At 73.5% G+C, this 22,439-nt stretch carries 24 protein-coding genes and 1 pseudogene; 14 read left to right on the top strand and 11 right to left on the bottom strand.

The window, feature by feature from the left end; translation table 11 throughout:
* Positions 1–6: 6 nt before the first annotated feature.
* The 3 genes from sqr to IT780_RS03620 are packed head-to-tail and all read left to right on the top strand — an operon-like array spanning position 7 to position 2,093.
* Positions 7–1,248: a type III sulfide quinone reductase, selenoprotein subtype gene (sqr, locus tag IT780_RS03630; protein ID WP_199509911.1), complete on the top strand. Its 1,242-nt coding sequence runs from the start codon at positions 7–9 to the stop codon at positions 1,246–1,248.
* A gap of 7 nt (positions 1,249–1,255) precedes the next feature.
* A complete protein-coding gene (locus IT780_RS03625; RefSeq protein WP_199509910.1) occupies positions 1,256–1,570 on the top strand; it encodes a TusE/DsrC/DsvC family sulfur relay protein in 315 nt (104 codons plus the stop codon).
* A 13-nt stretch (positions 1,571–1,583) separates the two neighbouring features.
* The gene (locus IT780_RS03620; RefSeq protein ID WP_199509909.1) at positions 1,584–2,093 is read left to right on the top strand and encodes a DsrE/DsrF/DrsH-like family protein; all 510 of its coding nucleotides are present in this window, start codon (positions 1,584–1,586) and stop codon (positions 2,091–2,093) included.
* On the opposite strand, the gene IT780_RS03615 is transcribed toward IT780_RS03620, so the two are convergent.
* Positions 2,090–3,427 (bottom strand): HAMP domain-containing sensor histidine kinase, encoded by a 1,338-nt coding sequence (locus IT780_RS03615; protein WP_199509908.1) that lies wholly within the window; start codon positions 3,425–3,427, stop codon positions 2,090–2,092. The genes IT780_RS03620 and IT780_RS03615 overlap by 4 nt on opposite strands.
* The gene (locus tag IT780_RS03610) at positions 3,417–4,109 is read right to left on the bottom strand and encodes a response regulator transcription factor (RefSeq protein WP_233412063.1); all 693 of its coding nucleotides are present in this window, start codon (positions 4,107–4,109) and stop codon (positions 3,417–3,419) included. Before IT780_RS03610 ends, IT780_RS03615 begins: the two co-directional genes overlap by 11 nt.
* Positions 4,110–4,287: 178 nt before the next feature.
* Between IT780_RS03610 and IT780_RS03605 the strand changes: the two genes are divergently transcribed.
* Positions 4,288–4,572 carry a hypothetical protein gene (locus tag IT780_RS03605; protein WP_199509907.1) on the top strand — a complete coding sequence of 95 codons (285 nt, stop codon included), beginning with the start codon at positions 4,288–4,290 and terminating at the stop codon, positions 4,570–4,572.
* A 24-nt stretch (positions 4,573–4,596) separates the two neighbouring features.
* On the opposite strand, the gene IT780_RS03600 is transcribed toward IT780_RS03605, so the two are convergent.
* Together IT780_RS03600 and IT780_RS03595 are read right to left on the bottom strand one after the other, a co-directional pair.
* Positions 4,597–4,983 (bottom strand): helix-turn-helix domain-containing protein, encoded by a 387-nt coding sequence (locus IT780_RS03600; RefSeq protein WP_199509906.1) that lies wholly within the window; start codon positions 4,981–4,983, stop codon positions 4,597–4,599.
* Positions 4,984–4,992: 9 nt separating this feature from the next.
* Entirely contained in the window at positions 4,993–5,880 is an 888-nt protein-coding gene (locus IT780_RS03595) for an alpha/beta fold hydrolase (protein ID WP_233412062.1), read from the bottom strand.
* Between the two features lie 146 nt (positions 5,881–6,026).
* On the opposite strand from IT780_RS03595, the gene IT780_RS03590 reads away from it, so the two are divergent.
* The 8 genes and pseudogenes from IT780_RS03590 to IT780_RS42975 all read left to right on the top strand — a co-directional run bounded on the left by IT780_RS03590 (position 6,027) and on the right by IT780_RS42975 (position 13,790).
* Positions 6,027–7,469: a wax ester/triacylglycerol synthase family O-acyltransferase gene (locus tag IT780_RS03590; RefSeq protein ID WP_199509905.1), complete on the top strand. Its 1,443-nt coding sequence runs from the start codon at positions 6,027–6,029 to the stop codon at positions 7,467–7,469.
* Positions 7,470–7,495: 26 nt separating this feature from the next.
* On the top strand, positions 7,496–8,998 hold the full coding sequence (locus IT780_RS03585; RefSeq protein WP_199509904.1) for a long-chain-fatty-acid--CoA ligase: 1,503 nt from the start codon (positions 7,496–7,498) through the stop codon (positions 8,996–8,998).
* 44 nt (positions 8,999–9,042) lie between these two features.
* Positions 9,043–10,053, top strand: a complete 1,011-nt coding sequence (locus IT780_RS03580; protein WP_199509903.1) for a hypothetical protein — start codon at positions 9,043–9,045, stop codon at positions 10,051–10,053.
* A 20-nt stretch (positions 10,054–10,073) separates the two neighbouring features.
* Positions 10,074–10,253: pseudogene (locus IT780_RS03575) on the top strand (ATP-binding cassette domain-containing protein); the annotation flags it as partial.
* A 65-nt stretch (positions 10,254–10,318) separates the two neighbouring features.
* On the top strand, positions 10,319–11,158 hold the full coding sequence (locus IT780_RS03570; protein WP_199509901.1) for a slipin family protein: 840 nt from the start codon (positions 10,319–10,321) through the stop codon (positions 11,156–11,158).
* A gap of 156 nt (positions 11,159–11,314) precedes the next feature.
* Positions 11,315–11,974 carry a CBS domain-containing protein gene (locus IT780_RS03565; RefSeq protein WP_199509900.1) on the top strand — a complete coding sequence of 220 codons (660 nt, stop codon included), beginning with the start codon at positions 11,315–11,317 and terminating at the stop codon, positions 11,972–11,974.
* Between the two features lie 153 nt (positions 11,975–12,127).
* Positions 12,128–13,021 (top strand): esterase/lipase family protein, encoded by an 894-nt coding sequence (locus IT780_RS03560; RefSeq protein ID WP_199509899.1) that lies wholly within the window; start codon positions 12,128–12,130, stop codon positions 13,019–13,021.
* 76 nt (positions 13,022–13,097) lie between these two features.
* Positions 13,098–13,790 carry a GAF and ANTAR domain-containing protein gene (locus IT780_RS42975; protein WP_199509898.1) on the top strand — a complete coding sequence of 231 codons (693 nt, stop codon included), beginning with the start codon at positions 13,098–13,100 and terminating at the stop codon, positions 13,788–13,790.
* A gap of 9 nt (positions 13,791–13,799) precedes the next feature.
* Here the strand turns inward: IT780_RS42975 and IT780_RS03550 are convergent, their stop codons facing one another.
* The gene (locus tag IT780_RS03550; protein ID WP_307831011.1) at positions 13,800–14,990 is read right to left on the bottom strand and encodes a sensor domain-containing phosphodiesterase; all 1,191 of its coding nucleotides are present in this window, start codon (positions 14,988–14,990) and stop codon (positions 13,800–13,802) included.
* A gap of 149 nt (positions 14,991–15,139) precedes the next feature.
* On the opposite strand from IT780_RS03550, the gene IT780_RS03545 reads away from it, so the two are divergent.
* Positions 15,140–17,080: a putative bifunctional diguanylate cyclase/phosphodiesterase gene (locus IT780_RS03545; RefSeq protein ID WP_199509897.1), complete on the top strand. Its 1,941-nt coding sequence runs from the start codon at positions 15,140–15,142 to the stop codon at positions 17,078–17,080.
* Positions 17,081–17,086: 6 nt separating this feature from the next.
* Here the strand turns inward: IT780_RS03545 and IT780_RS03540 are convergent, their stop codons facing one another.
* The 5 genes from IT780_RS03540 to IT780_RS03520 form a co-directional block, all read right to left on the bottom strand.
* Positions 17,087–18,007, bottom strand: a complete 921-nt coding sequence (locus IT780_RS03540) for a hypothetical protein (protein WP_199509896.1) — start codon at positions 18,005–18,007, stop codon at positions 17,087–17,089.
* A 34-nt stretch (positions 18,008–18,041) separates the two neighbouring features.
* Entirely contained in the window at positions 18,042–19,520 is a 1,479-nt protein-coding gene (locus IT780_RS03535) for a protein kinase domain-containing protein (RefSeq protein WP_199509895.1), read from the bottom strand.
* Between the two features lie 86 nt (positions 19,521–19,606).
* Positions 19,607–20,341, bottom strand: a complete 735-nt coding sequence (lepB, locus tag IT780_RS03530; protein ID WP_199509894.1) for a signal peptidase I — start codon at positions 20,339–20,341, stop codon at positions 19,607–19,609.
* The gene (locus tag IT780_RS03525; RefSeq protein ID WP_199509893.1) at positions 20,338–20,676 is read right to left on the bottom strand and encodes a PadR family transcriptional regulator; all 339 of its coding nucleotides are present in this window, start codon (positions 20,674–20,676) and stop codon (positions 20,338–20,340) included. Before IT780_RS03525 ends, lepB begins: the two co-directional genes overlap by 4 nt.
* A 24-nt stretch (positions 20,677–20,700) precedes the next feature.
* Positions 20,701–21,687 (bottom strand): RNA polymerase subunit sigma-70, encoded by a 987-nt coding sequence (locus tag IT780_RS03520; RefSeq protein WP_199509892.1) that lies wholly within the window; start codon positions 21,685–21,687, stop codon positions 20,701–20,703.
* A 78-nt stretch (positions 21,688–21,765) separates the two neighbouring features.
* Here IT780_RS03520 and IT780_RS03515 point away from each other — a divergent pair, with 78 nt between their 5' ends.
* The gene (locus tag IT780_RS03515; RefSeq protein WP_199509891.1) at positions 21,766–22,137 is read left to right on the top strand and encodes a nuclear transport factor 2 family protein; all 372 of its coding nucleotides are present in this window, start codon (positions 21,766–21,768) and stop codon (positions 22,135–22,137) included.
* A gap of 18 nt (positions 22,138–22,155) precedes the next feature.
* On the opposite strand, the gene IT780_RS03510 is transcribed toward IT780_RS03515, so the two are convergent.
* Positions 22,156–22,416, bottom strand: a complete 261-nt coding sequence (locus IT780_RS03510; protein WP_199509890.1) for a hypothetical protein — start codon at positions 22,414–22,416, stop codon at positions 22,156–22,158.
* Positions 22,417–22,439 lie beyond the last annotated feature (23 nt).

Genomic DNA, 22,439 nt, shown 5'->3' with positions numbered 1-22,439 from the left:
GCTGCGATGCGACGGCTGCTCGTACTCGGCGCCGGCACCGCGGGGACGATGGTGGTCAACAAGCTGCGTCGCCGGCTGGCCCGTACGGACTGGCGGATCACCGTGGTGGAGCCCAGCGACACGCACCACTACCAGCCCGGCTACCTGCTGCTCCCGTTCGGCGGGTACCGCCCGGAGCAGGTGGTCAGACCCACCGCGCCGCTGATCGCCGACGGCGTGGAGCTCGTACGCGGGGAGGTCGGCCGCGTGATGGCCGACGAGAACCGGGTGTCGTTGTCCGACGGCCGGAACCTGCCGTACGACTACCTGGTGATCGCCACCGGGGTGACCCCGCGGCCGGACCAGACCCCCGGAATGCTCGACGGCGGCCACTGGCGGAAGGAGATCTTCGACTTCTACACCTACGACGGCGCCCTCGCGCTCGCGAAGGCCCTCGACCGGTTCGAGGGTGGCCGGCTCGTCGTGCACATCACCGACCTGCCGATCAAGTGCCCGGTCGCGCCGCTCGAGTTCGCCTTCCTCGCCGACGCCCACCTCCGCCGGCGCGGCCTGCGGGACCGGACCGACCTCGTGTACGCCACCCCGCTGTCCGGGGCGTTCACCAAGCCGATCGCCTCCGCGCGGCTCGGCTCGATGCTGGACGACCGGAAGATCGTGGTCGAGCCGGACTTCCTGGTCGAGCGGGTCGACGGCACCAAGCTGGTCTCCTACGACGAGCGGGAGATCCCGTTCGACCTGCTGGTGACCGTACCGCTGAACATGGGCGCCGACTTCGTCGCCCGTTCCGGCCTGGGCGACGAGCTGAACCTGGTTCCGGTGGACCGGCACACGCTGCTCTCGCGGGCCCACGACAACGTTTTCGCCCTCGGCGACGCCAACGACATCCCGACCTCGAAGGCCGGTTCGGTCGCGCACTTCGCCGTCGACGTGTTCGCGGACAACTTCGTCGCGTACGCCGCCGGGCGGCCGATGACCGGCCGGTTCGACGGCCACGCCAACTGCTTCGTGGAGTCCGGCGACGGCAAGGCGCTTCTCATCGACTTCAACTACGACACCGAGCCGCTGCCGGGCCGCTATCCGCTGCCCGGCGTCGGCCCGTTCCGGCTGCTGACCGACGCCGCCGTGAACCACTGGGGCAAGCTCGCGTTCCGGTGGATGTACTGGAACGTGCTGCTGCCCGGCCGCCCCCTCCCGTTGCCGGCGCACATGTCCATGGCCGGCAAGCAGGCACCCACCGATGAGAAATGAGGCAGCCATGCCTGTCACCACCATCGCTGGCCGCACCGTGCACGTCGACGACGAGGGATTCCTGACCGTCTACGAGGAGTGGGACCCGGACCTCGCCGAGGAGCTCGCCGCCGCGATCGGCATCGGCCTCACCGACGCGCACCGCCGGGCGATCGACTTCCTGCGCGCGGACTACGCCGTGCAGGGCGAGACCGCCACGCTGCGCCGGGTCTCCACCGTCGGCGGCATCCCCACCAAGGAGCTGTTCGCCCTGTTCCCGAAGAAGCCGGCGAAGAAGCTGGCCTACATCGCCGGCCTGCCCAAGCCGCACGGCTGCGTCTGAAACGGAGCTCGCCATGACCACCGGAACCACGCCCGCCCTCGTACCGGACTTCGACGACGAGGCCGCCGGGCGCAAGCTCGCCATCATCTGCTCCAAGGGGAACCTCGACATGGCGTACCCGGCGCTGGTGCTCGCCAACGCCGCGCTCGGGGAGGGCGTGGAGACGCACCTGTTCTTCACCTTCTGGGGCTTCGACATGATCATCAAGGCCCGGATGGGCGACCTGAAGTTCACGATGCTGGGCAACACCGCGACGCACCTGCCCCAAGGGCTGGGCGGCCTGCCCGGCATGACGGCGATGGCCACGCACCGGATGAAGAAGCAGATCGCCGATCTCGGCGTGCCGGAGGTGCCCGAGTTCCTCGACCAGATCGTCGCCTCGGGCGGTCACCTGTGGGCGTGCCGGATGTCCGCGGACATGATGCACCTGACCCGCGAGGAGCTCTACGACGGCGTCGAGGACATCATCAACGCCGCCGACTTCATCGAGAAGACCACCGAAGCTCAGCTGCTCTTCATCTAGCTCAACGGCAGCCGGATGGTGACGGTGACCCCCTCGCCGGGCGGGGAGGCGATGTCGGTGCTGCCGCCGTGGGCGGCGACGAGCTCGCGGACGACGGTCAGCCCGATCCCGGTGCCGGGGATGGCCTGGGCGTCGCGGCCGCGCCACATGCGGTCGAACGCGTACGGCAACTCGTCGGGCGGGATGCCGGGGCCGGTGTCGGCGATCCGCAGCACCGCCTCGCCGTCCCGTACGGACGTGGCGAGGTGCACCCGGTCGCCGGGCCGGCCGTAGCGGGCGGCGTTGGCGAGCACGTTCGTCACGGCCTGGTGCAGCCGGTCGGGGTCGGCCCGCACCGGCGCCGGCACGTGCAGGTCGCTGGTGACCCGCAACCCGGCCGCCGTGAGCAGGGGCTCCTGCGCGGCCAGCGCGGCGCGGGCGAGGCCGGTCAGGTCCGTGCCGACCGGTTCCAGCGACACGGTGGCGGCTTCCGCGGCGGACAGGTCGGCGAGGTCCCGGACGATCCGGCCCAGCCGCAGGCTCTGGTCGTGCAGCGCCGCCAGCCGCTCCGGATCGGCCGGGCGCAGGCCGTCGCGCAGCTCCTCCAGCCCGGCCTGCAACCCGGCCAGGGGCGTCCGCAGCTCGTGCGCCACATCGGCGGCGAGCCGGCGGCGGATCGCGTCGGTACGGACCACCTCGTCCGCCATGGCGTCGAAGGCGTGCGCGACCTCGCCCAGCTCGCCCGGGGCGGTGAGCCGGGCCCGGGCCGTCCGGTCGCCGCCCGCGAAGCGCCGCGCGACGCCGGCCACGGTGATCAGCGGCCGGGTGAGCCGGCGGGCGACGTACCAGCTCACGGCCAGGGCGGCGAGCAGCGCGACCACTGCGGCGCCCGCCACCCACGACCATGCCACGCTGCGGCCCGAGCCGTCCGTGGCGGTGAACGTGAGCCGGACAGCGCCGACCCGGCGCCCCGCGTCGGCTACGGGCGACTCCAGCACCGTGCCGCCGCCGCGCGTGCCCATCATCCCGGGGCCCATGCCGTGCCCGGGCCGGACGGGGACGCCCGCCGCGTCCCGGACCGCCAGCTGCGCCCCGGCGGCGTCGGCCAGGCGGGAGGCCTCGGACAGGTCCGCGCCCGGCCACCCGCCGGCCCGGGCGTACGCCGCGCCGGCCGCCGCGGCCACCCGGTCCGCGACCTGCCGCCGCTGCTGCTGCTGGGCGCTGGCCAGGCCGCGGTCGGTGGCCACCAGCGCCGCGACGGTCAGCGCCGCCACCGACGACAGCGCGACGAGCAGGAACGCGGCGAGCAACCGCCGGCTCAGCGGGCTCGACAGGTACGGCCGGTCACCGGTCACGCGACCACCCCATCCGGTAGCCGACCCCGAGCACCGTCTCCACCAGCCCCGCCGCGTCCGGTCCGAGCTTGCGGCGCAGGTTCTTGACGTGCGAGTCGACGGTCCGCTCGTACCCGGGGAACTCGTACCCGCGGATCCGGTTGATCAGCTCGTAGCGGGAGAAGACCCGCCCGGGCGCGGCCGCCAGCGCGGTGAGCACGCCCCACTCGGTCGGCGTCAGCTCGAGCCGCGCGCCGTCCAGCTCGGCGGTGTGCCGGGGCTCGTCGAGGCGCAGCCGGCCGCCGCCGAAGGAGTCCGGCCCGGCCACCGCACCCTCGCCACGGGTACGGTGCAGCACCGCCTCCACCCGCAGCACCAGCTCGGTGGGGGAGAACGGCTTGGTCACGTAGTCGTCGGCGCCGCGGCGCAGCCCCTCGATGCGGTCCTCGACGGCGCTGCGCGCGGTCAGGACGACCACCGGCACCGTGCGGCTGTCCCGGGCGGCGGCCAGCACGTCCAGCCCGTCGACGTCCGGCAGGCCCAGGTCCAGCACCATGAGCTCCACCAGGTCCCGGGTGAGCAGGCCGATGGCCTCGGCGCCGGAACCGGTGGTGTGCACGGCGTACCCGGCGCGTTCGAGGTAGCGGCGCAGCAGGTCGCGCAGCTCGCGGTCGTCCTCGACGACCAGCACGGTGCCCGCCATGACCTCCAGGTTGCCCCCGTGCCCGGCGGACGGACAGGGCCGATGGTCGCGTCCGCGCGGAGACCGTCCCGCCGGCCCGGGGACGAGGACACCCGCGGCAGGAGGCGGCCGGCCCTGCCGGGCGTTAGCAGTCGCGGGCTAACGTGCTAATAGGACAAGGGGTCGAGGGGAGGTTGCCATGACCACCACCACCAACGCCAAGCCGGTCCGCGAGCCCGCGGCGGCCAAGCAGGTCGCCAGTCCGCCAGCAGGCCGGGAAAGCACCCGGCGCATCGGCCGCGAGGTCGGGACGCTCGCGGTCAACGCGTACGAGCGCGGCATCGCGGACATCGTCGCGTTCGAGAAGGACGCCGCGAAGATCACGCCCTACCCGTGGGCGAAGTCGATGCTCACGCTGAGCGCCGAGCTCATCGAGGACGTCGGTGCCGCGTACGTCAAGACGGCACGGCACGCGCTTCGGTGACCGATACGGCCGGCCCGGGGACCCTCAGCCCCCGGGCCGGTCCCCGTCCGCCCGCCGGTCGCCGCGACGCCGGCGGGCGATCGTCGTCTCGGTCAGCGCGGAGTAGACCTCCACCAGGGCCTGCCGCTGCCGTGCGGTCAGGTTCGGGTCCTCGGCGATCGCGGTGAGCACCGCCGGCGGTGCCTCCGGGGTGGCCTGCTCCACCAGCGCGTCCGCCGTGGTGCGCAACGCGTCCGCGATCGCGTGCAGCACCCGCTCCGACGGCGCGCGCAGGCCCCGCTCGATCTGGGACAGGTACGGCCCCGAGATGCCCACCATCTTCGCCAGCTGGCGCATCGGCAGCTCGGCCAGCTCCCGCCGGCGGCGGATGATCTCGCCGAGGTTCAGCGGCGGACGCCCGTTCCCCGTCACGGCCGCAGCCTAACTCCGCCCCGCCACGCCGTCGCGCCACCGGGCCGCCAGCGCCCCGATCTCACCCGCGATCGCCGGCTGCAGCGCCGCCGGCAGGTCGTGGCCCATGCCGGGATGCACGACCAGGCGGGCGTCGGGGATCGCGCGGGCCGTTTCCAGCCCGCCACGCAGGCGTACGAGCGGATCGGCGGTCCCGTGGACGACGAGGGCCGGGACGCGCAGGCCGCGCAACGCCGGGCGCCGGTCCGCCGCGGAGACGATCGCGGCGAGCTGGCGCCGTACGCCGGCCGGGTCGTGGGCCCTGTCGTAGCTCTGCCGCGCCACCTCGCGCAGCCAGTCCTCGTCGTGCGGGTACGCGGGCGAGCCGATGACCCGGAACACCTCCACGACCTGCTGCGCCGCGGCCTCCCGGTCGGCGGCCGGGCGCCGGAGCAGGGACACCATCGCCCGCGGACGGGGACGCCCGACGCGCGGCGACGGCGTGGAGGAGATCGAGGTGAGCGACCGTACCCGGCGGGGATGGGCGGTCGCCACGGTCTGCGCGATCATCCCGCCCAGCGACACCCCCACCACGTGGGCGCTCTCCCAGCCCAGGGCGTCCAGCACCGCCACGGCGTCCCCGGCCATGTCGGCGAGCGCGTACCCGGGCCCCCGGCGCACCGCCAGATCCAGTGGTGAGGGCGCACCCAGCGCACCGAGGTGAGTGGACAGCCCGACGTCCCGGTTGTCGAACCGGGCCACCCGGAAGCCCCGCCCGGTCAGCTCCGCCCGGAAGCCGTCCGGCCAGAACAGCATCTGCAGGCCGAGCCCCATGACGAGCAGCAGCGGCTCGCCGTCGGACGGGCCCTCCACCTCGTACGCGACCTCCACCGCACCGTGCCGGGCGATCCTCACCATGCCTCCAGCGTGCCCCGCCGGCCGCCGTGGCACGCAGGGCCGGACGCGTCCCGGGCGCGGGCCGTCCGACCCTGGCGAGCGAACGAGCTGTCATCGGATGGTGACCTGAGGCGACCACCGACCGCCGTCGACTCCAGGAGGAAGCCGTGGAATATCTGAGCCCGTTGGACGCGTCCTTCCTCGACGCCGAGGACGGGGATCCACACGCCTCCCTCGCGATCGCCTCGATCGCCGTCCTCGACGGCCCGGCTCCGAGCCAGGCCGAGTTCGCCGCGCTGATCCGCGGCCGGCTGCCGCTGGTACCCCGGTACCGGCAGAAGGTCCGCCGGGTCCCGTTCAACCTGGGCCGGCCGGTGTGGGTCGACGACCCGGCTTTCGACCTCGATTTCCACCTGCGGCGAACCGCGCTGGCCGAGCCCGGCGGCGACGCGGCGCTCGAACAGGTCGTGGCCCGGGTGATGAGCCAGCGCCTCGACCGGGAACGGCCGTTGTGGGAGGACTGGCTGATCGAGGGCCTGCCGGAGGGCCGCTGGGCGCTGCTGTCCAAAGTGCACCACTGCCTGATCGACGGCGTCTCGGGCAACCAGCTGTACAAGCTGATCTGTGACGGCGGATCCCGTACGCCGCGTCCGGTGGAGGACCACTGGGAGCCGCGGCGGGACGTGAGCACGCTCGACCTCACGCTGGACGCGCTGGGGCAGCTGGCCCGTACCCCGTTCGACCAGGCGCGCGTGGTGGCCGGCGCCATACGCTCGCCCGGCGACGTGGCCCGGTGGCTGCTCGACACCACGCGCGGGCTGGGCGCCCTCGCGGCGGGATTCGTGCCCACCGCGCCGACCTCGCTCGCCGGTCCGATCGGCAGGGCCCGACGGTACGCGGTCGCGCGTACCGCGCTGGCGGACATCGCCTCGGTCTCCGACGCCTGCTCGGTGACCATCAACGACGTGTACCTCGCCGCCGTGGCGGGCGCGTTCCGCCGGCTCATGCTGCAGCGGGGCGAGGAGCCCGCGGCCGACGCCGTACGCACCCTCGTGCCCGTCAACGTGCGCGCCCGCGACCAGGAAGGGCTGCTGGACAACCGGCTCTCCTCGATGCTGCTGCTCCTGCCCGTCGAGATCGACGAGCCGATGCAGCGGCTGCGCGCCGTGCACGAGCGCATCGCCGAGCTGCGCGCCAGCGGCGAGGTGGAGGCGGCCGCGGCCATGGTGGCCCTGGCGGGCAGCGAGCCGTTCCCGCCGGTATCCATGATCATCCGGACCGCCCTGCGGGTGCCGCAGTCGGCGATCACCACGGTCACCACCAACGTGCCGGGTCCCGGCCGGCCGCTGTCCGTGCTGGGCCGCCCGATCCGCGAGATCCTGCCGTACGTCCCGATCGCCGAGCGGCTGCGCATCGGGGTGGCCGTCTTCACGTACGGCGGCCAGGCGGCCTTCGGCATCACCACCGACTTCGCCTCGGTGCCGGAGGCGGACGAGTTCGCCGGGTTCGTGACCGACGAGGTCCGGATCCTGCGCGACGCCTGCCGCCCCGCCGGACCCCGGCCCGCCCGGCGGCGCGTCGCCGCACCCGCAGGCGCCCCAGCCTCCTGATCAACCCGAGCCGGAAGGAGCCGGCGATGCTGAACCTGGCTGTCATTCTGCGCGAGTCGGCGACGAGACGTCCCACGGCGCCCGCGCTGACGTACGAGGGTGCCACCGTCACCTACGCCGAGCTGGACCGCCGCTCCGACGCCGTGGCCGCGGCGCTGCGGGAGCGGGGGATCCGCCCCGGCGACCGGGTGGCGCTGCAACTCCCGAACATCCCGGAGTTCCCCGTCGCGTACTACGGCATCCTCAAGGCCGGTGCCGTGGTCGTACCCCTCAACGTGCTGCTCAAGGCGCGGGAGGTGGCGTACCAGATCGCCGACTCGGGGACCCGCCTGCTCATCACCTGGGCCGGCGCGGCGGAGGAGGCGGCCAAGGCGGCCGCCGACTGCGGCCTCACCGCGGTGCACGTCGCCGGCCTCGCCGGCGACCCGGCCCGCTCGTTCGCGGCGCTGCAGAAGCCGGTGAGCGCCCCGCTGCCGCTGCACGGGACCGAGCCGGGGGACACCGCCGCGATCGTCTACACCTCGGGGACCACCGGGCGGCCCAAGGGCGCCGAGCTGACCCACTTCCAGCTGTACATGAACGCCGACATCCCGGGCCGGCTGTTCCAGCTCAACCCCGACGACGTGATCCTCACCGTGCTGCCGCTGTTCCACGTGTACGGCATGTCCAGCGCCATGAACCTCGGCATCCGTTTCGGCGCCTGCCTGTCGCTGGTGCCCCGGTTCGAGGCGGGCCGCGTGCTCGCCGCGATCGAACGCGACGGCGCGACCATCTTCGACGGCGTACCCACGATGTTCGGTGCGCTGCTGGCGCACCCGGAGCTGGACCGCTACGACACGTCGACGCTGCGGGTGTGCGTCTCCGGCGGCGACTCGATCCCGGCCCGCGTGCTGGACGCCTTCGAGGCCCGCTTCGGCGTGCCGATCCTGGAGGGGTACGGCATGACCGAGACCGCCTCCACGATCACCTTCAACGAGGGCCCCGACGCCCGGCGCGTCTACAGCGTCGGCAAACCCGTCTGGGGTGTCGAGGTGCAGGTGTGGGACGAGGACGGTCAGGCCCTGCCGCGCGGGCGCGAGCACGTCGGCGAGCTCGTCACCCGTGGCTACCACACGATGCGCGGCTACCACGGCCACCCGGCGGCGACGGCCGAGGCGTTCCGGCACGGCTGGTTCCACACCGGCGACCTGGGCTACGCCGACGAGGACGGCTACCTGTTCATCGTGGACCGCAAGAAGGAACTGATCATCCGCGGTGGCTACAACGTGTACCCGCGCGAGATCGAGGAGGTCCTGTACGGCCACCCGGCGGTCGCGCAGGCCGCGGTGGTCGGTACGCCCGACGGGCGGCTCGGGCAGGAGGTCAAGGCCTTCGTCGTGCCGCACCCGGGCAGTCAGCCGGCGGCCGAGGAGATCATCGAGTACTGCCGCGAGCGGCTGGCCGCCTACAAGTACCCGCGCATCGTGGAGTTGCGGGACACGCTCCCGCTGACCGGCGCGGGCAAGGTCGCGAAGAAGGACCTCGCCTGAGCCCGCGTGCGGCCCACCGGGACCGGCGGCGAAGGGAGCGAGACATGTCAGCGCTGACGACGTCATCCTGGGCCGGGAGGCTGACCGCGGTGGTGGCCGCCGGATCGCTGGTGGTGGCCGCGCCGGCGGGACCGGCGGCGGCATGCCCGGTCCGGCAGTACCGGGTGATCGACCTGGGCTTCACGGGCGAGGTCCTCAGCCTCGCCGACGCCGGATACGCGGCCGGCCGCGGTGAGTTCACGCCCGGCCGCTCGCACCCGTTCCTGTGGCGGCGTGGCCAGGTGCGCGATCTCGGCGAGCTGACACCGACCTACGAGGGCAGCGGGGCCGCGACGGACGTGAACAACCGCGGCCAGGTCGTCGGCTACAGCACCATCGGCCAGAAGTCCCCGCCGGTGGACCGGCGTGCGTTCCTCTGGCAGAACGGCAGGATGACGGCCCTCGACCTGCCCGGGACCGACGCGCAGGCCGACGCCATCAACGACCGTGGGGAGATCGTGGGCACGTACACCGTGCAGGGTGTGGGCCACGCCTTCCTGTGGCGGCACGGCGTCGTCACCGACCTCGGCCGCGGCAACGCCACGGACATCAACAACCGGGGCCGGATCGTCGGCGCCCGGCCGGGCAGGCAGGGCAGGTACGTGCCGTGCGTCTGGTACCGGGGACGCGTCACCGACCTTCCGCTGGGACCCGCGACGGCGGGCGGCGCGGCCGCCGTGAACGACAGTGGCTGGATCGTGGGGCATGGGACGTCCGAGGCGGACAGCGAAGGGGTGGAGTCCGCGTACCTGTGGCGCGCCGGGACGGTCACCGACCTCGGCCGGATCGGCATCGGCGACTCGGCCGCCGCCGACGTCGACGACCGGGGACGCATCATCGGCGTCACCGGGCTGAACAACTTCTCCGACCCCATCGCCTTCCTCTGGCAGCGCGGGCGCATGACGGATCTCCGGACCCACGGCGTCCGGGGCGGGGTACGCGCCATCAGCCACGGGTGGCTGGGCGGCTCCATGCCCTTCGGCGACGGCGGGTACCACGCCGCCGTCTACCGGTGAACGGGACGAGGTGAACGACGATGATCCCGGCGATCACGGCGGCCGGTCTGACGAAGACCTTCGGGACCGTACGGGCGCTGGACGGGCTGGACCTGACCGTCGCCGCGGGGGTGCACGGCATCCTCGGACCCAACGGCGCGGGCAAGACCACCACACTGCGGATCCTGCTCGGGCTGCTGCGTCGTGACGGCGGCCGGATCAGCTGCCGGACGGACGGGACGTTAGGCTCTGCCTGCGGCGTCGGTGCGAGTCGCACGGTGGAGGTATGAACACACTCACCGTCACCCTGATCGTCATCGCAGCCGTCGTGCTGCTCGTGCTCCTGCTCGCCGTACGCATCGTCAAGCAGTACGAACGCGGCGTGCTGTTCCGGCTGGGCCGGGTCGTCGGCGTCCGCGACCCCGGCCTGCGACTGATCATCCCCATCATCGACGTGCTGCACCGGGTCTCGCTGCGGATCGTCACGATGCCGATCCAGTCGCAGGGCATCATCACCCGGGACAACGTCAGCGTCGACGTCTCCGCGGTCGCGTACTTCCGGGTGGTCGACGCCGTCAAGTCGGTCGTCGCGATCGAGAACGTCCACGCGGCCATCAACCAGATCGCCCAGACCACACTGCGCAAGGTGGTCGGCCGGCACACGCTGGACGAGACGCTGTCCGAGACGGACCGGATCAACGCCGACATCCGGGAGATCCTGGACGTCACCACCGTCGAGTGGGGCGTCGAGGTCACGCTGGTCGAGCTCAAGGACATCCAGCTGCCGGACGCCATGAAGCGGGCGATGGCCCGGCAGGCGGAGGCGGAGCGCGAGAAGCGGGCGAAGATCATCAACGCGGAGGGCGAGTCCCTCGCGGCGGCCGCGCTCGGCGACGCGTCCGACACGATGATGGCGCACCCCCTGGCCCTGCAGCTGCGCAACCTGCAGTCGCTGGTGGAGATCGCCGTCGACAAGAACTCCACTGTGGTGTTCCCGGCCCCGCTGATGAGCACCATCGGCGAACTGGGCACGTTCCTGGCCCGCGAGGCGCAGGCCGCCACCGCGCCGCCGCCGGCTCCGGCCCCCGTCCCGCTCGTCAACGGTTCCGCCCCGGTCGCCTCCTGACGAGCCGACCCCAGGTCCGATCCGGGCGCGCCCGGCACCGGGGCCGGCGGCGACGCTGCCGTCGACGGCCGTCCCGGACGAACCTGGGGCCGACCGGCCCTGGCCGGGACCGGGTGTGCCGCCTAGCCTCGGTCCCGAGGACTGCGGAGGTCCGTGATGAAGACGTGGACAGTCGACGACGTCATGACCGTGAAGGTGGTCTGCGCGCGGGCGGACACCCCGTACCGGGAAGCGGTCGACCTGGTCATGGGCCGTCACGTGGACGCGCTGCCGGTGGTCGACGAGCAGGACCACGTCCTCGGCGTCGTGTCCGAGGCCGACCTGCTGCACAAGATCGAGCGGTCCGGGGCGGCGGACCGGCCCCGGCTGTTCGAGAGCCGGTGGCACCGCGAGCAGCGTGCGAAGGCCGCCGCGCACACCGCCGGGAGCCTGATGACCAGCCCCGCGGTCACCGTGGCCGCGGGCACGCCGATCGCTGCGGCGGCCCGGCTGATGGTGGCCGAGGGTGTCGAGCACCTGCCGGTGATCGACGGGCAGGGCCGCCTGGCCGGGATCGTGTCGCGGGGCGACCTGCTCAAGGTTCACCTCCGGCCGGACGCCGACCTCGGCGCGGACGTGCGCGAGATGCTCCGGCGGGTCCCGGGGATGGACGAGAGCGCCGTGGACGTCACCGTCCGCGACGGTGTGGTGAAGCTCAGCGGCCGCCTCGAGCGCCGGTCCGCCACCGTGACCGCGGTGTCCCTGGTGGAGCGGATCCCGGGCGTCGCGGACGTCGCCGACGAGCTGGGGTACGAGTTCGACGACTCACCCGGCTGACCGGCGCGCCCCGGTGACCCGGCGATCCGGGTCGCAGGGCCGACAGGAGGGGCCGCTGGGCCCTTGCGGCGCCGGATCGTGAGCTACTCTCGGAAGATCCGGTACGCCAGAGCAGACTGCGCAAGCCGGCGCGCCGCGAAAGGCGGCAGCGTGATGACGACCTTTCCGCAGCACCGCCCCCGGCCCGCGGATCCGCCCAGCCTGGCGTGGACCCCCGCCGAGCCGCCCCGCCGGGTGTGGACCCCCGGTGCCGCCCCGCCCGAGCGCCCGCCGGAACCCCATGAGGCGCCGCCGCACTGGTTGCTGCTCAGCACCGACCCCGGCCGGGCGATCGGCGAGGCCGCCCTGAGCGCCGTGGGCCGGGCCATCCTGCGGGCCGCGCCGCGCGGGGACGGTCATCCGGTCGTGGTGCTGCCGGGCCTGGGCGGCGGGGACGCCTCGACGTTCGTGCTGCGGCGGACCCTGCGGCGGCTCGGGTACGCGGTCCACGGCTGGAACCTGGGGCGCAACAACGGGCCGACCGCGGACGTGATCAGGCATGTGCCGGGCCTGGTGGCGGAGCTGGCGAACCGGTACGGCCGGCGGGTCAGCATCGTCGGCTGGAGCCTCGGCGGCATCTACGCCCACGCCGCCGCCCGCGCCCATCCGGACCGGGTCCGTCAGGTGATCACGCTGGGCAGCCCCATCCGGATGACGCACCCGGCGCAGACGCACGCGATGGTCTACTACAAGCTGCACGCTCACCGGCACGTGCCGGAGCATCTCCTGCCTCCCTCGGAGGTGGTCCAGCCGCCCCTGACGATGCCGGCGACGTCGATCTTCTCCCGGTGGGACGGCATCGTCTCGTACCGGGCCTCGATGCACCCGCCGTACGAGCGGCACGAGAACATCGCCACCGTGAGCAGCCATTTCGGTCTGGGGCACCACCCGGCCGTGCTGTGGGCGGTGGCGGACCGGCTGGCCCAGCCGGAGAGCGGCTGGCGGCCGTTCGAGCCGCCCACCATGCTGATGCCGCTGTTCCCGGCCCCGCCCGGACCGGACGAGTGACCGGAACCGGCGAGGCCTCCGCCTCTACCGGCGTACGGCCGACCCGCGGGACCGTGGTCCACGGGAGGGTACGACCGTGGGCGCAGACGAGGAACCGGCGGAGGTCTTCGCGGACCTTGCCCGCGACCTCTGCACCCTCGGCGCCGACGGCGTCGCGCGGCGGGTGATGGCCGTAGCGCCAGGGCTCGTGCCGGGTTGCGAGGACGCGGCTATGTGCCTGCTCGACCGGCACGGCGGGGTCGTGCCGGCCGCCGCCACGAGCGAGCGGGCCGCGCTGGCCGACCGCCTCCAGCACGAGGCCGGCGAGGGGCTGTGCCTCACCGCGATCCGGGGCGTCGCGCGTACGGCCCCGGACCTGCTCGGGAACGACGGCGGGCCGATCGCGGAGGCCACCGGCATCCGGTGCATGCTGGGGGTGCCGCTCGTCGCCGGTACGGACCTGCTGGGCGCGCTCACGCTGTCGTGCGGGACGCCGTACGCCTTCGACGCGCGGGCCGTCACGACGGCCCGGATCCTCGCCTCGCACGCCGCCGTGGCACTGGCGGGTGCTGCCGCCCGCCGGCGCGGCGCCGAGCTGGCCGAGGCCCTGCAGTCGAGCCGGGTGATCGGCATGGCGCTGGGAGTCGTCATGGCGCAGCGCCGGCTGACGCCGGAGCAGGCGTTCGACCTGCTCCGCCGGGCCTCGCAGCGGCAGGGTCGCAAGGTGCGGGAGGTGGCCGCCGACGTCGTGGAGACGGGCCAGGTGCCGGTCGGCGCCCGGGTGCGGTGAGCCGGCCGCTCAGACCTGGCAGACCGCGTACGTGTCGCGCAGCTCCCCGGCGGTGACCGCCTTGCCGAAGTGCCATCCCTGACCGAGGTCCACGCCGGTGTCGCGCAGCGCGGCGGCGTCCTCGGCGGTCTCCACGCCCTCGGCCACCACCTTGGCGCCGGTGGCTCGGGCCAGGTCGACGAGCGCGCGGGTCACGACGGTGAGCACGGCGTCGGCGGCGATGCCGGTGACGATGCTCCGGTCGAGCTTGATGACGTCCGGCGCGGTGATGACGATGTGGCGCAGCGACGAGAAGCCGGCGCCGACGTCGTCGATGGCGAGCCGCATCCCGGCCCCGCGCAGGGGCTTGAGCGCCGCCTTCAGCTCGTCGTAGTCCTCCACCGGGTCGTGTTCCGAGAGCTCGAGGACGACGCGGTGCAGCGGCAGCCGGCCGAGCAGGTCCGCGCATTCGGCGGTGAGCAGCGTCGCCGGGGACACGTTCATGGCCACGTACCCGCTGACCCCGGCGATGTGGCCGGCGGCCCGGCGCAGCGCGAGCAGCTCGAGGCGGTGTCCCTCGCCGATGAGGTGCGCGTCGGCGAAGCAACGGTCCGGCGGCAGGCCCCACGCGGCGGGGAAGCGGCTGAGCGCCTCCGCGCCCACCCGGTCGCCGGTGGCCAGGTCGACGATCGGCTGGAGCAGCACGGCGGGGCCGCCCGCCTCGAACACCGGGGCGAGCCGGCCCGCGATCTCCTCGGCCCGGGCGCGGCGGCGCACGTCCGGCTCGATGAGCAGGGAGGCGGCGTGCGACAGGACGTCCATCAGCGCCTTGTCGCGCTTGGTGAGCTGCTTGTCGGCCAGGAAGCCGGCGGCGCAGAAGGTGCCGTACACGGTGCCGTCGCTGAGCACGACCGGCACGGAGACGAAGCTGCGGATCCGGGGCATCCGCGCCGAGGGGAGCTTCATGGCGGCCGGGAAGTCCTTGACGTTCGGCATCACCGGCGGCAGCTTCCCGTCCATGATCGCCTGGCAGAAGGTGGTGGCCTGCGGCTGCGTGTTCCCGTCGCGGAAGACCAGCGGTACGGCCGACTCGACCACCTCGAGGTGCTGCGTGGTGCCGTCCATGCGGGTCATGAACGCCAGGCTCAGGCCCAGCGACTGCCGCGCGGTCTGCAGCAGCTGAGCGATCTGCTCCGCCGTCTCGGTGCGGTTGCTGCGCACGGTGCCTCCTTCGCGGCCGGTCACCTCTCATCGACCGCGGCCCCGGGCATCTGAGTAGGGGATATCATATGGCGCGAAACGGTCTTTTGGGGCGGGGTGCGTCGCTACCGGCACTGCCGAGCCGGCCGGACGAGCGGAAGGGGCCGATCATGTCGTCGACCCGTGCCTGGCGCGGCTCCCGCTGGGTGACCGGGCTGCTCGGCACCCTGCTGGCCGTCCTCTCCGGCGCCGCCGTCTGGGCCAGCTGGCGGCAGACCGACACCGTCGCCGACGTGGTGGCCTCCAGCGCCGAGACGGACGCGTACCAGCAGGCGGCCTACCTCGCCGCCGCCGAGATGGCGCTGCTGCAGGCCTCCTTCTGGGACCCCGACGGCGCGGCCCGACGGCGGATACCGGAGGTCAACAAGCAGGTGGACGACGCGATGGCCCGGATGGTCGCGGTCGACGACAGCCCGGACCGGCAGCGGTCCCGCGTGCTCAAGCAGCAGCACCTCAACCTCGGCCCGGACATCGCGTACTACCTGCAGCAGATCGACCGGCACGACCAGGCGGGGGCGCGACGCACGCTGAAGACCGTCATCGAGCCGTCGTACTCGCGCATCACCGCCCGGCTCATCGAGGTGCAGACCGAGCGGCTCGCCGAGGCCACCCGCAACCAGGCCGCCGCCCGCGACTTCTCCCGGCGGCTGCTCTACGGCAGCATCGTCGTCTTCGCGCTCGGGCTGGCCGTGCTGAACCTGTTCGGATGGTCCGTACGCGCGCACCGCCGCCAGATGACCGCGCTCGCCGCCATCGACGCGCTGACCGGCCTGCCCAACCGGGTGGCGTTCCTCGCGGCGGCCGGGATGGCACTGACGGAGACGCCGCGCGGGGACGCCGACCGGGCCGACGCGGCGCCGCCGACGGTGCTGCTGGTCAACCTTGACGGCTTCCGGGCGGTCAACGACCAGCTCGGCCACGGCATCGGGGACCGGCTGCTGATCGAGTCCGGCCGCCGCCTGGCCGGCGTGGTGCGTGACGACGACCTGGTGGCCCGGCTCGGCGCCGACGAGTTCGCCGTCCTGCTGCGCGGCCGCTCGGACTCCGACGAGGCGCTGGCGGCCCGGCTCACGACCGCCTTCGACGAGCCGTTCGCGCTCGACGACTTCACCGTCGACCTGGAGATCAGCATCGGCGCGGCCACGGCGCAGCCCGGCGAACAGGTGACCACGCTGCTGCAGCACGCCGACATCGCGCTGCACACCGCCAAGCTCGACCACACCGGCTTCCACCGGTACACCTCGGCCGCGGACGACACCGCGGCGGCCCGCCTGAGCCTGCTCGGCGACCTGCGCCGCGCCCTCGACGACACCGGCCAGCTGATCCTGCACTACCAGCCCCAGATCGACCCCGCCGACGGTGCGATCACCGGCGTGGAGGCGCTGGCGCGCTGGCAGCACCCGGTCAAGGGCATGGTGAGCCCCGGCGACTTCATCCCGGTCGTGGAGAACACCAGCCTGATCCACCGCTTCACCGACCTCGTCCTGTCCCAGGCGCTCGCCCAGGCCCGGATCTGGCACGACAGCGGCTACCGGCTCACGGTCGCGGTCAACATCTCGGCGCACAGCCTGCTCGACGCGCGCTTCTGCGACCGCGTCGCCACGCTGCTGGAGGAGGCCGGCGTACCCGGGGAGATGCTGTGCATCGAGATCACCGAGAGCTCGGTGATGCGCGACCCGGCGGTCGCCATCGAGGCGCTGCGACGCATCCGCAACCTGGGCGTACGCGCCTCGATCGACGACTACGGCACCGGCTACTCCTCGATGAGCTACCTCAAGCTGCTCCCGGTGAACGAGCTGAAGATCGACCGCTCGTTCGTCTGCGACATGGCGACCGACGCGAGCAGCCACGCGCTGGTGTGCTCCGCCGTCGAGCTCGGTCACAACCTGGGTCTGACCGTGGTCGCCGAGGGCGTGGAGGACGCCGCCACCGCCGACGCCCTGCGCGAGGTGGGCTGTGATCTCGCGCAGGGTTACCACTTCGCCCGGCCGATGGACGCCGAGGCGCTGACCCGGCTGCTGCGTACCGAGGTGTCCCGGCAGCCGGCCTGAGGCGGGTCAGTCGACATCGTTGGTGAGCAGCTCGTACGCGGCCGGGTCCAGGTCCGTCGCGTCCGCGGGGACGGTGGGTGCGGCGGTCGTGCCGTACCCGGAGATCGCGATGACCAGCGGCGCGCCGGGGGCCTCCGTGGGGGCGTCCGACGGGATGGCCGACGGCGGCGCCGAGGCGGGCGCCTGCAGCATGCCGGGCACGTGCACGGTGATCTTCGTGAGCCGGCCCTGCGCGTCCAGGGTGGCCTCGAACGGCATCGCGCTCGCCCGCGGACCGTAGAAGTAGTACGGATCGTTGGCGAACAGGTTGAGCTCGGGGTCCACCTTGGTGCCGTCCAGCGTGCCGGTGACGGCGGTGCCGGTGCTCTCGGCGCGGACGACGGCACTGACCAGCGCGCCGGCCCCGGTGACGTCGGGCTGCCCGGCGGTGGGCACCGGCGGCAGGGACTCCATGCCGCTCTGGTCCTCCTCGGCGGCGGCCGCCCGGAGGCGCTTCTCGTCCGCGCGGACCCAGTGCTTGCCGTCGAGGATCGCCATGATCTTCTCGGCCTTGGCGATCTCGGCTGCCTCGGCGGGCGTCGCCTTGCGCTTGTACTTCTCGAAGAGCTTCTGATACTGCTCGTAGCCGTCGGCGTGGATGCGGTAGCGCATGTAGAACGCCTTGCCCGAGCGCAGCACCGTGGGGCCGTACGGCTGCTCCATCAGCGAGCCGTCCGGCAGGTGCACGGACCCGCTGACGGTGCCCTCCTGGGAGCGGGTGAACGTGTAGTTGCCGCCCTTGAGCCCCTGCAGGGACTGCTGCAGGACGGGCTTGCCGTCGGCCGTGGCGCCGGCCGGTGCGGGCGTGGTGCCGTTGGCGCAGGCGGCCAGCGCCAGGGCGGCGGTGACGGCGGCCGCCGCTGTCGGTGCGAGCTTCCGGAGGACCATGGCGGGCACTGTAGGGGTACGGATCAACGGGTCCTCACCGGACCTCGAGCTCGTACAGGGAGTACCCGTACGTGCTCACGCGGCGGGTGCCGTACACCCGGACGTGGCGGGCCGGTGCGCCGGGCCGGATCGTCACGGTCCCGCCCTCGCCGGTCGTGGTGCTGTACACCCGCTTCCACGTGGTGCCGTCCGCCGAGATCTCGATGCGGTAGCCGACGGCGTACGCGTGCTCCCACCGCACAGTGATCGACGAGATCTGCCACTGCTTGCCGAGGTCCACGGCGATCCATTGCGGGTCGCTGAACCCGCTGCTCCACCGGCTGTCCGGGTCGCCGTCGACGGCCCGCGAGGGCCCCCACGGCGGCCCTTCCATGCTGGAGGCGGTCGCGGGGCGGTGCAGCGCGAGATTGCGACCGGACGGGTTAGCAGCCGCGCGGGGGGTCTCCGGCGAGCGCTTCGTCCTCGACGTGGTAGCTCGTACCGGCGAGGTGGGCGGAAGTGTCGTCCGCCTGCTCGTGGCGGAGGGTGCGGGCCGCGGGACGGCGGCGACGCTGCCACTCGCGTTGGTGAGGGGCTGAGCCTGCTCCGGGGCGTCCCGCTGCGCCCGGACGACCAGGTCGGTGACGATCATCGCGGCGATCACGAGCAGGACGGCCGCCGGGAGGACCCGGCGCCGCACCCGCGGAGGTGGCGCCGGTGCTCGGTCGTCGAGGAGCAGGTCGAGCAGCTCGCGGGCGGTCGGCCGGTCCGCGGGGTCCTTCGCCAGCGCGCGTCCCACCACCTCGCACAACGGCTGGGGGAGCCCGTCCAGCCGCGGCGGCTGGGTGAGGATCCGCGCGGCCGTCGCGCCGGGGGAGTCGCCCTCGAACGGCGTACGGCCGGTGCCGGCGTACGCGATCACGCACCCCCACGCGAACACGTCCGCCGCCGGGGCCGCCCGCTCGCCGGGCTCGGACGAGAACCGCTCCGGCGCCATGTAGGCCACCGTCCCCACCATCTGGTCGGTGCGCGTGTAGCGGCTGTGCGACTCCAGTGCCCGGGCGATCCCGAAGTCGATGACCTTCGGGCTGCCCGGCGCCAGCAGCACGTTCTCCGGCTTGAGGTCGCGGTGCACGACGCCGGCGCCGTGGATGCCGCTCAGCGCGGTGGCCACCCCGGCGGCGAGCGAGTGCAGGGCCGCCGCCCGCAGCGGCCCGCGCTCCTCGACGACCTCGAGCAGGCTGGGCCCGTCGACGTACTCGACCACCAGGTACGGCGGCTCGTGGTCGAGGTCGGCGTCGAGCACCTCGGCGGTGCAGAACGACGGCACCTGACGGGCACGTTCCACCTCGCTGCGGAACCGGGCGCGGAACTCCGGGTCGCCGGCCAGCGCCGCGTGCACCAGCTTGACCGCCACGTACGTGCCGTCGGGGTCCTCGGCCAGGTACACCACGCCCATGCCGCCCGCGCCCAGCCGGCCGGTGAGCTCGTAGCGGCCCAGCCGTTCGGGGTCGTCGCGGCGCAGCGGACTCACGCGGTACGCGGTGTCCAGTTCAACTCCAGGAAGGCACGGCGGCGGGACGGGAACTGGTATACCAGGATTCCGGGAATTGATCCACTTCAGTCCCGCATCGGCCAGATCCGGCCCACCACGCGTGCCTCCACGGTGTCCTCGTCGACGGTGCCGTACTCGCGGGAGTCGATGGACACGATCCGGTGGTCGCCCAGCAGGTAGAGCTGGTGCTCCGGCACGGTGACGGGGGAGCAGTCGGTGCGGTCCTCCTCGGGCCCGAGCGTCAGGTACGGCTCGTCGAGCGGGCTGCCGTCGCGCCACACCCGGCCGTCACGGCACTCGATGGTGTCGCCGGGCAGGCCGATGATCCGCTTGAGCAGGGTGTGCGGGGCCGAACCCGGGTCGGCCGCCTTGGTGAACGTGACGAGGTCGCCGCGGCGCAGTCCGGTGGCCCGGTACGTGATCCGGTCGAGCAGGACCCGGTCGGAGATCTGCAGCGTCGGTTCCATCGAGCCGGTGGGGATGTAGCCGACGCTCATCACGTACCGGCTGACGACGAACCCGGCGAGCAGGCCGGCCACGAGCACCAGCGCCGTGCCGCGGGCGACCCGGAGCGGCCGGGGCAGTTGCCGGGCCCGGCTGCGGCGCTCACGCCACACCGTCCGCAGCCCGCCGGCGGCCCAGCGGACGGCTTCCCAGTCGCCGCGGGTCTCGCCGAACTCCGCGAGCACCGCCTCGCCCCACTCGCCGCCGCGCTCTTTGCGGCCCCGGACGGCCCGGGTCAGCACGGCGTGCGCGACCCGGCGCAGCACGGAGTCGCGGACCTGCGTGGGCGCGGTCATGCGGCACCCCCGGCGGTACGCGTCTGCGGCACCGGACCGGCGCGCCTCGGTGACTCCGCCGGTCGCTTGGCGGCCAGCCGCTGCTCGGCCAGCGTGACGCCGTCGGCGGTGAGCCGGTAGATGTGCCGCGGCGGGCGGCCGGGCTCCTCGGAGGGCTCCCAGCCGGTCTCCAGCAGCCGCTGCTCGCTCAGCCGCATGAGGATCGGGTACAGCGTGCCCGACGCGAGCGCGGTCTGCTTGCTCAGCTCGTACCCGTAGCGCCAGCGGGCGGGGTCGGCGAGCAGCGCCTCGAACAGGCGCAGCGTCTGGGGTGAGGCATGGGGCGGTCTCGGCATGGCCGAAACTCTACATAAGTCGACTTACCCCGTCCAGGGGGTCAGCAGGCCGTACCGCAGCAGCATGTCGTTGTCGTGGAAGCGGGTCATGCCGCGGATCCGGTCGCCGCGCAGGGTGAGCACCATCAGCCCGGCCGGCTCGCCCGCGATGAAGCAGGCGAAGGCCGGCTGGGTGTTCGCGCGCGTCGGCACGAGCTCCAGCCGGCGCCCGGCACGCCACCCGCCGCTGACCGCGAGGAAGCCCCGGATCGCCGCCCCGCCGTGGTACTCGTGCGGCGCCGGCGGCATGGCCAGCCACGCGTCGTCGGTCAGCAGCGCGATCAGGGCGTCGAGGTCGCGCCCCACGAAGGCGTCGGCGAACCGCCGGGTCACCGCCCGCTCGGCGGCCGAGCCGGGTGCCGGTGCCTCGCCGGCGGGCGCGGTCCGCGCCATCGTCGCGCGGGCCCGCTGCAGCGTGCCCTTGACCGCGGTGGCGGAGGTGTCCAGCATCGCGGCGGCCTCAGCGACCGGATAGGCCAGCACGTCGCACAGCACCAGCGCCGCCGCCTGCCGCGGCGGCAGCAGCTGCAGGCCCGCGACGAACGCCAGCTCCACCGCTTCCCGCTGGTGGTAGCGCGCGTCCGGGCCGGCGGCGGCGTCGGGGATCCGCTCCAGCAGCGATTCCGGGTACGGCGTCAGCCACGTCGCCTCGCCCCGGCGGGTGGGCTCCGGCGGCGTGAACGGCGGCATCGGCTCGGCCGGTACGTGCCGCCGGTGGTCGCGGATCGCGTTGAGGCACCGGTTCGTGGCGATCCGGTACAGCCAGGCCCGCAGCGAGGAGCGGCCCTCGTACCCGCCCAGCCCCCGCCACGCCGCCAGCAGGGTCTCCTGCAGCACGTCCTCGGCGTCGACGAGCGAGCCCATCAGCCGGTAACAGTGCAGGTGCAGCTCCCGCCGGTAAGGCGCGACAAGCTCACCGAACGCGTCGCCGTCCCCGGCGCGCGCCCGCTCCAGCACGTCCTGTGTCGTCACCGCCGAGGCCACCACCGTTCCGATCCGCGAGCCGATGGTGTCACAACAGGCAGAACCCGATCCGAGAAGGAGAACACGGTGACCGCACCACACAGCGAGGCCCTGCGGGTGGCGACCGCGTACCACCGCGCGTGGACCGCCGGCGACCTCGACACGGCCATGACCTACGTGTCCGGCGACATCGTCTGCGACGCCCCGGCGGGACGGCTGGAGGGTGCCGCGGCGTACCGGTCGTTCATGGCGCCGTTCGTGGCCATGCTCGTCGGCGCGCACGTCATCGCGGCCTTCGGCGACGACACCACCGCGCTGATCATGTACGACACCGAGACCACGCTGGTGAAGAGCGGCCCGGCGGCCGAGTGCGTGACCGTCCGCGGCGGCCGGATCGTGCACAGCTGGTTCATCTTCGACCGGCTGCCGTTCCAGCAGGCCCGCGCGGCGCAGGGCTGAGCGGGCCGGGCCGGCCGATCAGCACCGGAACGACGCGGCGATGCCGCTGAGGTCTTCGGCCATGGTGGCGAGGTCCGCGGAGGCGCGCTGCGTCGCCGCGGCCTCGGTGGTGGTGGCGGTGGCGTTGTCCGACACCGCCGAGAGGGTCTGCGCGATGCCCTGGGAAGCGCTCGCCAGCTCCGCGACGCTGCGGCTGATCTCGCTCGTGGTCACCGACTGCTCCTCGACGGCGGACGCGATGGTCGTCTGGGCCTCGGCGACCTGCCCATGACGAGCCACACTCCCGCGGACGAATTGATCAG

Origin of the sequence: Nucisporomicrobium flavum, from assembly GCF_016464385.1 — a bacterium.
Classification (GTDB): Bacteria; Actinomycetota; Actinomycetes; order Mycobacteriales; family Micromonosporaceae; genus Actinoplanes; species Actinoplanes flavus_A.
This window is presented reverse-complemented; position numbering and strand designations above follow the sequence as displayed.